The organism is Aliidiomarina taiwanensis (assembly GCF_003987015.1).
Classification (GTDB): domain Bacteria; phylum Pseudomonadota; class Gammaproteobacteria; order Enterobacterales; family Alteromonadaceae; genus Aliidiomarina; species Aliidiomarina taiwanensis.
In genome coordinates this window covers 12,041-24,784 of record NZ_PIPQ01000002.1, presented here as the reverse complement: position 1 = coordinate 24,784, position 12,744 = coordinate 12,041, and the positions used below count along the sequence as shown (strand labels likewise).

Sequence of the window (12,744 nt, the reverse complement as noted above, 5' to 3'; positions counted from 1 at the left end):
CATATCAGAAGAAAAGCTGCCTTAAAGGTGGCTTTTTTTCTGTATCTACGATAATACTAGTCAAATTGACCTAGTCAAGCACTTTGATCTGTTTTTTCGATCAGTGATCATAATTTTGATCGGTTTTGTAAAATCTGGTGACCTATGTTCGATAAACTTTCTGGCTATCAAAAAGAACTACTCGCTCATATCGAGTTTAAAGGGCGATTTTTTGGCCTCGTCTCACGCTTAGATTTAACATCTCGTTTCGAAATCAGTGATGCCAGTGCGACAAGGACTTTCCGCCTGTACAATGAGCTAGCACCCGACAACATCATCTATCGACCCAATATTAAGCGTTACGAGTGGCAAGAAACTGCTAAACCAATTATCCCAATATCAACGGCAAAGTGTCTTGGTACGCTGATAGATGGGTTTGGTGATAGCTACGCTCACATTGAAGGTGAAACTATTGCTGCACGGAATAGCTTAATAAATACAGACCTTGATGTTTTATCTGTGGTTACTCGAGCAATTAAACGAAAACATGCACTAAGAATTTGCTATTTGTCGAAAACAAATCCGCAAGGCTCATACCGAGAGATTGTTCCGCACTCGATAGCAGACAGTGGTCTACGTTGGCACGTAAGGGCATACGATAGAAAGCGTCAAAGCTTCATAGATTTTGTAGTCAATCGCATAAAATCAGGAGTACCTTTGAAGAGTGAGCCGGTACCTGACTCCCAAATGATCGCGGCTGACGATGACTGGAACACATTTGTTGCTCTTGAGATTCAACCTCATCCTAGGCTCGCAGGAATTAAGAATGTAATTGAATTTGAGTACCGAATGATTGGTGGCGTACTCGTTCGAAAAGTCAGGCAAGCACTCGCGGGGTATTTGCTAGATTCTTGGAATGTAGATGTGAGTGACGATGCTAGTTTAGAAGGAGACCATATTATGTTGCATTTAAAAAATACTCAGCAACTTAATTTTAAAGGGAAGGTTCTAGCTCCTGGTGCGTACAAAGATTTCAGTGATAGTCAATCATAGATGTTCAGACATAGGTAGAGAGATTGAGCCATATTACGACTCAAAGTCAGGAGTATAAGATGACGCAAAGAAAAGTTGCTACTTCCCGCAACCGTGATTTTCAGCAAGCTAAGAAAGCAAAAATGGATGAATTCTATACGTCGCTGAGTGATATCGAACTTGAACTTCTGCATTACTCACGACATTTCGAAGGTAAAGTTGTTTACTGTAACTGCGATGATCCGCGAGCCAGTAATTTTTTCCGATACTTTTCAGAAAATTTTGAAGAACTTGGATTAAGGAAGTTAATCACAAGCTGCTACCGAAGCCAAAATGGAGAGCTGTTTGGACAACAAAATTCTGAGCAAGCCGTCTATCTGGAATATACAGGACGTAAAGGTAGAGGTGATATTCCAAGTCCTGAAGATATTGGTATTAAAAAACTGACCGGAGATGGGGACTTTAGGAGCGCCGAGAGTATCGCGTTACTCAAACAAGCAGATATAGTTGTAACTAATCCCCCCTTCTCGCTTTTCAATGAATATGTTTCTCAATTAATCGAACATGATAAAAAATTTGTGATCATCGGGAACATGAATGCAGTGACCTACAACAGCATATTCAGTCTCATACAAAACAATCAAATATGGTATGGCCCTAGCATACGAAGTGGTGATAGGGAGTTCCGCGTACCTAATGACTATCCAATCACGGCATCTGGCTTTAGGATTGATGACGATGGCAATAAATTTATTAGAGTGAAAGGTGTTCGTTGGTTCACGAACCTAGATTATCCAAGTCGACATGAGGAATTGAAACTTCATAAATCCTACTGTCCCAGAGAAAATCCTAAGTATGCCAATTTTGATGCGATTGAAGTCGGTAAGACCCAGAATATTCCGCGAGATTATGAGGGACCAATGGGGGTTCCAATTACATTCCTCGACAAGTTCAATCCAGATCAGTTTAGGATTCTTGGATCCAGTAAGACTTTGAGTCGTCCGATGTCAAAGATTGCAAAAAAAGATACCTATCAGGCAGGCGGTCCGCGCTTTTACCTGCCAAATGGCGATGGTACTTATCGCAGAATGTATGAACGAATAGTGATCCAAAAACGGAAGCAAGGATCGACAGATTAGTTATTCTAAGGAGATATATATGTCATTCCGTTATCTCGGTAACAAGACTCGCCTAGTCGATTGGATTGTCGGCGAGATAGCACAAGTTCTCCCCGCTGGCTCAACCATAGCAGATCCAATGTGCGGTACTGCGTCCGTTTCTATTGCATTGGCTCGAGCAGGGTATTCAGTCACTGCCGCAGATGCATTACGTTTTCCTGTTATCCATGCTCGGGCTCGCCTTTTAATGAAGCAAGCGCCTAGATTCGAAGCTTTCGGCGGATACGACATGGCGCTAAAATGGATGAACGCAGTTGAACCCATTGAGGGCTATTTCTATCAAGAATTTGGGAGCGCTGGACGTCCCGCAAACGGCCGAATGCCTCGGCTTTACTTCTCAGATGCTAATGCCGCACGTATTGATGGAGTGAGAGCAGGTATCCAGCATCTAGCCTCTTCTGGTGTAATCAACGAACTTGAACACAGCTTGTTGCTTCATCATCTAATTCTATCTACAAATAAGGTAGCTAACATCAGCGGCACCTATGGGTATTTCCTGCGTAAGCTCGCTCGGAATGCTCTTCAACCTCTTTCCTTTAATCCAGTTCAGTTTGAGCAAACACCGGGGAATCATAGGGTGTTCCAAGGAGCGATCGAAGAGCACGCATCAAAGCTTAGCGTGGATGCCGTTTACCTTGACCCACCATATACTAAACGACAATATGCTGGAAATTATCACATATTAGAAACTCTCGCTCAGGAGGACGAACCAGTTGCCGTTGGAGACGGAGGACTTCGTCCATGGAAAGATCAAGCCTCTAATTTTTGCTATAAACGTAACGCTGCTATGGCTTTCCGAACAACCCTCGAAAACCTAAACACTCCGCACATATTTGTTTCTTACAGTCAAGACGGCCAACTTAACGAAGATCAACTCTTGTCTATTTTCAATGAATATGGAAAGGTAAAGGTTCATCAACAGCCCTACGTTCGATTTCGAAGTAACAGTCAAACAAAAGCGGGGGCCGTATTAGAGCGTATTTACCACATTGAAACCTTTTAGTTATGACTGATAGGCTTAAGATCGATTGCATCTGGTGGCGAAATGTCCAGCCCGGTGAGTTTTACAATATTGAACGGCACCATCAAATTGCTGGTGGTGGCGGATCTCTCTATATCGAAATTCCGAGCTCAATGGTGCGCGTGACATTGGAGTTTTTGGAAAAACCTGTCACCGAAACAAACTTCATTTCACCGATTACAATTGAAGCTCGTGTTATAGGCCAGCCCAACATATCAGGCCCGATTGAGTTCCAAAGTAAAACCGGGGGCCGTATGCGAATTGCCAGACAAAACCGCCAACAGCCAAATTCTCAACGTCATCCCGCATGGACAGAAAAGCGGGGATTTCCCGCAGCACCCGATGGGGTAGCTTCAACAGAAGAGGCGCGTCAATATTTCCCTACAGGGGGGATACGCATCTATATCGCGAAAACTACCGAAGGCGAATATTATGCAGGTTTTAAGAAGGGAGTGCGGCCTCCTACTATGACTCAAGATGACCCGCTTTGGGAGCTTTACAAAAACGGCGTAGGGGGCGTTATTTATGCGGACTGGGATGACATATGACTAAGAAACTAGACGATATTTTGGCATCTTGGGCTGCCGGTCGAAATGTTCTTTTATACGGACCTCCGGCAACCGGCAAGACAAGGCTTATCAGTGAGTTATTCCAATTACTTAAGCAAGCCCAGCAAGGTACTAGCGGAATTCTTCTCGACCCGAATGAGTCTGAGAAGCCGTTTAGCAGACCAAGTAAGCCTCTTACGATTCCTCAGCCAGTGAAAGTAGTTTGGACAACTTTCCACCAATCTTTCAGTTACGAAGATTTCATTATTGGCTTAAGACCAGATATTACATCTACTGGCACTCGTCTAAGGCCTTGGGCGGGGTTATTTTTAGATGCAGCTCTTGAATTAGCCGATCCCGACTCAGAGTACAAATCAGTCGTAATATTCATCGACGAAATTAATCGAGGTAATGCAGCGAGAATATTCGGTGAATTTATGACGTTTTTAGATTTCGATTATCGAAAAGAAGGCCGAGTAGCAATCCCCTTGCCGCTTCGACAATTGATATATAAAGACGGCTTGAGTGAGCCTATCTTTAGGCTTGGCGGTAAAGAGGCGCAAATACCTGAGAATTTCACATTCCCTAAAGATATCTACATAGTCTCGACAATGAATAGCGTTGATAGAGCAGCTGTTCCGATTGATAGCGCTCTTGCTCGTCGATTTGATCGAATAGAAATGCGACCTTCTCTTGAGGTGTTAGCCCAACTTTGGAGCATAGATAGAGATACGATTCCAAGTTCTATTGACGATATCCGAGACACTCTCAGCCCGCTCTTAGCCGCATACCTGATACTTGACAGACTAAATATTTCAATTTCTTCTGATCTTGGCCCGGAATTCGAACTCGGACACGGTCTCCTCACCTCCATTCAAGCATCTGAAACTGACCGCGGTATGGAGCAAGAATCTTTGGAAGACAATATATGGCGAGGCATTGCTACAGCTTGGGACGACATTATATTCCCTCAATTAGAAGACAGGTACGCGGGCAGGCCCGAGCAATTAATCGATCTACTTCGCATTGAGACGCCCCCATTGGAAGGCGAATATGCATGGAAATTTAGACGCTCAGTTAGTAGCGCTCTTATAAGTAGGACTCTTGAACCCGTTCGCACTAGTGAGCTTAATGTTGATGTGATAAAGAGGTCATTCAGGTGGCTAGCGGGCTAAACCTAACTGGAAGGCGCATAAAATTACAGGAATATGGAGAGACTGTAGTCCATAGCTCTGCGGATATAGATCTTCGGGTATTGGACGAAGCCAACAGGCGATGGCGTATTAAGCTAGGTCTCCCAAACAGTCCTATTAGAGTAAAGAACATAGGTAACGGGTACGTTACACTTCGGGCAGAGGGTGTTACAGGGGTTGTGCGTATAGGCGATACGGACATCGAAATAGCCCCAAAATTCCTGGATGCTGCAGAAGATAACTGGCAGACAGTCTTGTGGCGAATCCTGACTATAGTAGAAGGCGGTCTAATCGATGACACACAGACTACTGCCAGTACTGTATCCTCACTCTTTATCCCTGACCTGCTCGCCGATATGTTCCTCTCATCCTACGCTAAAGGAGCCTCTCGTGGCTTGCCAAGAAGCTACTTAACTGAACAGGGCGAAGGCAATATCCTTCTGGGACAACTAGATACTTCACGTCTAAATGAGTGGATTGCACGCCCATGGATACTTCCCTACGTATCTGATTTTCTAACTGATGACACTCCGCTAGCACGTCTTCTTCGTTGGTCTGCGGAGTGTCTCGCTGCGACAGTGAAAGCACCAGGCCGAGCAAGAGCACTTCGTGAAATCGTAGCAGGTCTAGCTCATGTCAACAAACGCCCTCCTCAAATACTTGAGGCCCAAAGCATTCACCTTGGCCTTCAGCACACTGGGCTAGAGACGGCGAGAATCGTAGGATTAATGCTCTTAGATGGAGCCGGTGTTCAGCATGCTGCCGGAGAGCATCGGTTAGCAGGCTTTTTGTGGAATTCCAACTATATATATGAAAACTACGTGTATTGGCTTTGTGAACGCGCAGCGAGTAAGCGAAATCACCGAATTACCAAAAGCTCTGTAACTTTCGCTCAAGTTATCAAAGGAAAAGGTACTAGGCTTAAAACAACTCCCGACGTGGTTTTTCACAATGCCAATGGTGTAGCAGTCGCAGTCATCGACGCCAAGTACAAAAATTTCAGCTTACGACCAAAAGCTTCAGACACCTACCAGGTTTTAACCGCAGGTCATGTGCTTGGATGCCCGCGAGTATCACTGACATATCCAGTCGATATAGACCAAGAACCGACAACTTGGCATGTTCCATCAGCGCTAGGAGGCGAAAGTATCGAGCTAACGGCACTTCCTATAAACTTAATGAAACTATTGAAACCAAAGGGCAACGAAGATTTAATCGATTTCATAGGTAATTGGCTGATCGACTTCCCAATTCCCTCACAAACCTTACTCGAAACTTACCCGCTTCGTTAATGACGGTCACTCAATAGAAAATCCACAAGGCGAAGTAACCAGAAAAACAATTCCTGCCTAAGAACGAATGTAAGGTAACGTCGCATATTTCTTTATATCCGCAAGGCTAACAGACTCTTGATCAACTGCTCGACTCTCGCATAAGTCCAGCATATCCTGTACGTCGATGTCCGGGCACTTCCAAATACTTTGGTTTGGCTTGCCAACCAAATGGTTGTAGGCATGGTGGTTTTCTGTACCATCTATCATGTTAAGCATTGGGTAATAAAGCCCGCTAAGCCGGAGCTGAGGTATCTTAGATTTTAGTCGCCAGTAGATCTGAAAGCCCTCACGATCAAAATCGCCCCAAAAATAGATTTCAGGATGCTCAAGTAAATATTCAATCGGAGGTGGGGTTCCTTGGCGCACAAGAGCTGTTAACCGATGATTGTCCTCTACAAGACTAGCGAGTTGTCTGCCGTACTCATTGCCGGAACGAGAGAGCCCATAGCCAAATGTTGCGACCCAAGCGATTTTACTTCCGATACAGGTCTGCAGTGCCGTTTCCATAGCCTGGGGATTTTCCACCAACACAACGCAGACTGGCGAACTGGAACCAGCGGTGATGATATAGGAAGGCGGGCCAATCAACAGGTCAAGATTAATTCCAAACTTACGAAGTATGGGAAATGGAAGTGCATCGAGGAGCTTGGAGCTACCAAGAAGATATTTAGCGCTTACCAAATACCGAGATTGCCCTTTTAGTAACGGGAGATCCTCTCGCAGGGATATAAGACCTTTTAAAAGACGCTTCATGTCGTCTACAGTCCACCCTTCAAGATTATCACTCAGCGCAATCAACGATTCTTGAGTTGCAAGATCGACTCCCATGTCACGCATGACGCCAATCCATGTCTTTTCACATGGTGATCGCACATGTTCAATTGAAAGTACTACGCGCCCTATGGGTTCACCACGATGCCAATCTCTGCAGCTTACTTCGCCGGTATCGCGCAACATCCTGAGGCCATTGATAACCTCATTCCGATGAAGCCCTGTTTTGCTGCACAGGCGGTCAACTAGGCGATCGCCTTGAACAGATTCCTTATTACCAACAGAAAGCGCGCTTCTGAGTCTAGTAATAGCCTCCATTAGCTGACGACCTGTGATGGTGGAATACGGCGGATCTGAGCAGTGCGCAAAGCTGTTTCATCGGAAGTACCGTCATGAAAACTGACCCAGCCTCTACCACTACCCCCTGTCTTACCGTTACCTTCATTCTTGCCTATTATGAACACTGGAAACTTATCAAAGTCATTCTGGTAGTATGGGTTATGGATGAGGCCTATTAGTTGAAAACTCCCTCGTGTACTTTCGATGCCAGCCATAGAGCTATCAATCAGCTCGCGGTTTGATAGGTTCGAAAATAGGCCATCGATAATCATGATGTTAACGGACATCTCTCTAGCCTTTTGCTGCGAGCGGCGTGATGAAAGTCGCTTAGCTTCGCGCTCTATAGCGAACTCCGCCAAACGAATTGCCCACATAAGCGATAGCGCGGCTTTCTGACCTTCACTGAGGTTTTCATTAAACTCATGCTCGTCGCCAGCACCGCGTATTGAGGTGTTTACGTAGGTTATGGTTGGCTGATAGAAAATTGTTTGGTATAGCTTCGTTCTAATCAAAGAGCGCAGCGACTCATGATAATCTTCATTGTCGTCTGAGCGCGTTCCTTGCTTCTCACGTTCACGTCTCTGTCTTTCAAGAATATCGACCTCGTTGACAATACCATCCATCAGCCGCTGTATTCCGGTTCTGTCCAGCACCTCGGCTTCCACGTTGAAATACGAGGTGTGTTTACCACGGTTGGACCCGACAACTGAGCGTAATATTTCAAGATCCAATGCTGCATATTCAATAAGGTGTGCTAGGCGACTACTTACTAACTGCCGTGACTTTATTTCGGAGGACTCATATTGGTGTAACAATTCTTTAGACCTTGAGAGCTGCTCTAAGATACCCTCGTAAAGCGTTCGCACTTTGGGTATATCCAAGACACCATGAATTTCATTTAGAACTTGAATCTCGACTGGCTTTAAACCTGAGGGCGAAGTGGTAAGGCCTCTGGCTAAATCCACAAACGCCTCGCTTTTTCTTAGCAAATCATCTTTCGCTCGCCCCAAATCGATTGCTTTGCGATCGATATCGATTTCTTCCAATTCACTCGTCAGGGCGTCTGCAATCATTTTGACCATCTCGGGCTTGTCGTTAATGTCTGCATTGAGAAGTTTTTCGCATTGTTCAATTAATGGATCTTCGTCTAAATTAAGATCGCTGTTGTTTGTTGCATCCGCGCTTAGCTTGGCTACCTTTCGGTATCTCTTAAGTGCTAATAGCGCTAACTTATCGATACTCTCCATCACGTTACGTAGCTGGGGTACAGACTCAGATAACCTGTCGCGTTCAATGCGCGTCGCGTTACGTTTTCCTCTTGTTTCTTCGATTTGGCGGGAAATCTCGCCAAGCTGCTGTGACAGCTGGTCCACTTGATCTTCACTAATACTGTCTACATAAGATTGTGCTCCGTCAAAATGTTTGTTGTAGGCATTGCGAGCCTCGGCTGTATTGACCTCATGGAGAAGGTCGCGGCGGCGTGTATCGCAATTAGCCATGAACTCAGGGCCATCCTTCTCATAAAACAAATCAGCGCTATTAAGCATGACTGCCAAATCGTTTGGTAAAATTCTTTTTATCTTTTCGCTCAAGATAAACTGCTGCTCTTCCAGTTCGGACTGTTGATTTTGTCGTTCGGAAATTTGTCGCTCGTAAGTCTGAATGTCAGCGCTCAAATCAATTAAACGTTTTTGTAAAGTAGCGTCCTTATTTTCGCCACCAAGTTTTACATAGCTATCAGCGGATCGAATTATGTCGATAACTCGCGGGCTAGTCTGCTGACGAAGCTCTTCTATCTTGGATTGGCATTTCTCGATTTCTTCATTTGCTGATTCGAGTTTTCCAATTTCATTGTCTTGTACGGCTTTCAAAGCCCGCCTAGCTAAGACTACCTGTTCAATATCATCACCTATCGATGCTGATTCGTTCTGAAGCGTGTCGATGGTCTTCTTGACTTTACATATCCGCGTGTCGAGCGACTCCTTCTCGCGCTCAACCAGTTGGGGATCTAGCAAACAAGAGACTGATCGAGTGATTACACCAGCCGTGGTGCCCACCAACAACTCGTCATTGTCGGCATGTTCAATTGGTGCACTCTGACAATATTCAATAAGGCTGCGATACAGGAAAACCGGTACCTGAGCACCGAACTCTGCTAACGATTCCGCTGCTTTTTGCGCCTCTAATTCAGTAGAGAGCACTGGTGCAAAGAGTACGGCAGAGAAAACGCCCAACACCTCACGTTTACGATCATACGCTAGGCCCAGTTCATTAATAACGTGATGCAGAGATTTGTATGAAATATTTTTCTCGTTTAAGTGATCTAGCGCGCTACACGTAGACGCATTTGCTGCGATTCGCTCACTCTTGAGGGTTTCACGCTGCTTACAAAGGTCATTTAGCAACGTGTTTGAATCATTCAGTTCGACAGCAATATCAGCTCGACGGCTTATTATATTTTTCAGCCATTGTTCTGGAAACACGATTTCAGAGACTGTTTCTCTAAATCGATGGAGGGCACTTACACCTTCCTGAAAAGATTTCTGCTGTTGTTGCAACTTCGATAGTCGGGCCTGGCTATTATTGAAAGCGGTCCTTAGCTTATCTTCCGCTCCTTCGGGAGAAACATTACCGAATCGTTCAACGAAATGTTCATAGGCGGTTCGATGTTCAGACAGGCGTTCCAGCGTCTGGCTTACTTTGTCATGCTCTCGTTGCGCCTCTCGCAGCATACCCTGCGTATTCGAAAGATCCGCATTGCATTCTTTGAGCCTGGAATAAATAGCGTGCATTGACTCAGAAAGCCGATGCTTCTCAGTCTTTTTCTGCTCGATTGTTTCTGCAGGTATACATTCCTTACCATATTCAGCTACATATGCCTTCCAAGCACCATAATGCTCGTTAAGTTGTGCCTCAAGAATGGAGAAGCCACTCATCGCTTTTCGTGCGGAGCTGAGCTTGTCACTGACGATGTCAGCCGTTTCCCTTGGTGATTTAAGCTCTTCCGCGTTAAACAGGCCTGACTCGACTAAGCCCGCATAAAGGCCTTCATTTGTTTCCATTCGGATTTGCTGTTGTTGAACTCGAAGCTGCTCTTGCCGTAAGCCCTCAAATGTACTTTCGAGGTCACGCTCATCTTCCTTTAGTTGCTTGAGAGCAGCCTCTTGCTCCACGTATAGCTGCCGGTAGGGATTGGTGTCTGCACAGTTGTCAAACCAGTAAATTGCATCTTCCAGGAGATTTATGGCAGCTTCATTAGTCAGTCCATGACTCATTGAGGACGTGGCTTTTAGCAAGTCTTTTGCCGCTTCAACTGAATATGACTTGCCCTTGCGTCGACCACCGTGAAGAACGTCATGTAACTTGAAGTGACAAGGAATATCAATAACTTGAGAGACTTCACGGCTTGGAATACTGTTTCTCTCTGCCCTCCGATTAACTACTTTCGATGCTTCGCCGGTTAAGGTGGCTATACCCCGATCCAGTATCCGAACTTCTGTGCGTCCTGGCTCAATCACGAGCTGCTTGGCAACATCACCCTCTATACCATCAGGTAGAGATGACTTCGGCACTCCAAGCAAGCGTCCTTTACCGACCAACTCACTCAATACTTGAACATCACGTTGTATTTTCTCTAGATGACTGTCGTACTCGCGCTGTTTTTTCTCAACTTCATCGGCGATATTCATTACTTTGGTGAGCTGTTTAACTCCTGCCTCTAGCTCATCGGTCTCCGCGCGCTTGGCAGCTGTGTCCTGCTTGGCCTTTACGGTACTGAAGACCGAGCGCTCTACTGAGTCTTCAAGACTTACCTCTCCTTCCTCACCCTCCCGATCCATTATTCCTTCCATAATCGCGGGAGCTAACACTTTGTAAAAGAATACCTCTGCGTACTTCTGACCAGGTCGAGTCTTGATCTCATACAACAAAGCGCTTTTGTCCTGCCCACCTCGTTTCTGGAAGTCTGTCATTTGGCGGATAGTGGATTGGGGAAGATTAACCTTGAGTGCCAACGCCTCTTCCCATTCATCTTCATGCGGGCTAACTACCAGCCCAGGAAGAGCCTTTCGGTTCTGAACAAATTCTTCATTGCTAAACAAAGTTCTTTGCTTAGCATCATCTGTGCCAATAGGGAGCTCTTCTAGCCTTCCTTTGTAATAGTAATAATTTACTCCCTGGTCGCCCAGATAACCGTACATACCGAATACCCAGTGCTCTCCGTTCACTTCATTGCCTTGTGCGGTAATGAAGTCTGATTGTCCCGTATTAGCCAATGGCCTTATCAGCTCGACTTGTATGTGCGACCAAGTTCCCACAGATTTCGGGCAAAATTTCTTTTTGGTCCGACTTACCAGAGTATGATCACGAGATAGTACGGCCAGCATAGCCTCAGCCAGAGTAGTTTTACCGCCCCCATTGGTGAGATTTACTGCTGTAGATTGCCCACGAAAGTCCAAACATTCGTAGCGAAAACGCGGAGACCACTTTTTGCGTTTGCCATCACCATAAAAGTTCAACATGTTGCTAATGGCCACGCGGTTAATCAATCCCATCAGTCAATTCCTCTGTCTCTTCGTGTTCACTATTAGGGGCAACGATATTCACTATGTTATCTAGGGTGTTATCGATGGGTATGCGTAACGATTTATCATAGTGCTCAGCAATTTCATATGCTCCCAGCAAGGTTTGTTGGTATTCGTTCTTTTCGGATTCTTGAATCAGGCCCGCCGCTTCCATCAGCTTTAAAAAGGCATTAACTCGACGGGAAACATCCTTTCCTTTTTCACCATCAAGAATTGCAACGACTTTTACTGATGCTCCATCACTGATACCCATCTGTCGAATGTGAGTAATATGCTCGAGTGCCGATTCCTCAAGAACCTCTCTTGAAAATGTCGCATCAACATAGCTGGATACCTCAGAAACACCTCGGCCAGCCCTGGTATAGATCAAGGACAGGTAAATTAACCAAATATGTAAAAACCAAACTGCTGATGCTTCTCGGCTGTCCTTACCGCGAATATTCATCTCTGAATAAACCCTTTCAGTTGAAAGAAAACTCGAAGCAGAAACCTCGCCGTTTCGTGCCAAAATCCATACTCGACCAGCCACAGCAACACCACGAGTGAGATCATCAAACTCCACCAACTTGAACCCTTGTGGAGCAAGAAAGTCATTGAATCGTTCCAGTTGATCGATTGATGCACTTCTCAAAATCGAGGCAACTAGAGTTTCATCTGGCCTACTTTTACGTAGTTGCGGTTTGGATTCGATAGAACGGTGTTTCAGTAAATAGTGGTAAACACGTCCAATTTCTGCCATTTCCACGTTGTTAACCCTCTCTTACCA

Annotated in this window: 9 protein-coding genes; 6 read left to right on the top strand and 3 right to left on the bottom strand. The window is 45.3% G+C overall.

Going from position 1 to position 12,744, the window contains the following annotated elements; genetic code table 11:
* Positions 1–144 precede the first annotated feature (144 nt).
* From CWE15_RS04460 to CWE15_RS04435, 6 genes are read left to right on the top strand one after another with little or no spacing between them, the layout of a single operon-like run.
* A complete protein-coding gene (locus CWE15_RS04460; protein ID WP_126756885.1) occupies positions 145–1,032 on the top strand; it encodes a WYL domain-containing protein in 888 nt (295 codons plus the stop codon).
* 59 nt (positions 1,033–1,091) lie between these two features.
* Positions 1,092–2,150 carry an adenine-specific methyltransferase EcoRI family protein gene (locus CWE15_RS04455; protein WP_126756884.1) on the top strand — a complete coding sequence of 353 codons (1,059 nt, stop codon included), beginning with the start codon at positions 1,092–1,094 and terminating at the stop codon, positions 2,148–2,150.
* Between the two features lie 19 nt (positions 2,151–2,169).
* On the top strand, positions 2,170–3,192 hold the full coding sequence (locus CWE15_RS04450; protein ID WP_126756883.1) for a DNA adenine methylase: 1,023 nt from the start codon (positions 2,170–2,172) through the stop codon (positions 3,190–3,192).
* A gap of 2 nt (positions 3,193–3,194) precedes the next feature.
* Positions 3,195–3,758, top strand: a complete 564-nt coding sequence (locus tag CWE15_RS04445) for a hypothetical protein (RefSeq protein ID WP_126756882.1) — start codon at positions 3,195–3,197, stop codon at positions 3,756–3,758.
* The gene (locus tag CWE15_RS04440) at positions 3,755–4,933 is read left to right on the top strand and encodes an AAA family ATPase (RefSeq protein ID WP_126756881.1); all 1,179 of its coding nucleotides are present in this window, start codon (positions 3,755–3,757) and stop codon (positions 4,931–4,933) included. Before CWE15_RS04445 ends, CWE15_RS04440 begins: the two co-directional genes overlap by 4 nt.
* Positions 4,918–6,243, top strand: coding sequence for a 5-methylcytosine restriction system specificity protein McrC (locus CWE15_RS04435; RefSeq protein ID WP_275065503.1), 1,326 nt, complete (start codon positions 4,918–4,920; stop codon positions 6,241–6,243). Before CWE15_RS04440 ends, CWE15_RS04435 begins: the two co-directional genes overlap by 16 nt.
* 57 nt (positions 6,244–6,300) lie before the next feature.
* Here the strand turns inward: CWE15_RS04435 and CWE15_RS04430 are convergent, their stop codons facing one another.
* The 3 genes from CWE15_RS04430 to CWE15_RS04420 are packed head-to-tail and all read right to left on the bottom strand — an operon-like array spanning position 6,301 to position 12,723.
* Positions 6,301–7,374: a Wadjet anti-phage system protein JetD domain-containing protein gene (locus tag CWE15_RS04430; protein WP_126756879.1), complete on the bottom strand. Its 1,074-nt coding sequence runs from the start codon at positions 7,372–7,374 to the stop codon at positions 6,301–6,303.
* The gene (locus CWE15_RS04425; protein ID WP_126756878.1) at positions 7,374–11,948 is read right to left on the bottom strand and encodes a coiled-coil domain-containing protein; all 4,575 of its coding nucleotides are present in this window, start codon (positions 11,946–11,948) and stop codon (positions 7,374–7,376) included. Before CWE15_RS04425 ends, CWE15_RS04430 begins: the two co-directional genes overlap by 1 nt.
* Positions 11,935–12,723, bottom strand: a complete 789-nt coding sequence (locus tag CWE15_RS04420; protein WP_126756877.1) for a hypothetical protein — start codon at positions 12,721–12,723, stop codon at positions 11,935–11,937. Before CWE15_RS04420 ends, CWE15_RS04425 begins: the two co-directional genes overlap by 14 nt.
* Between the last annotated feature and the right edge of the window lie 21 nt (positions 12,724–12,744).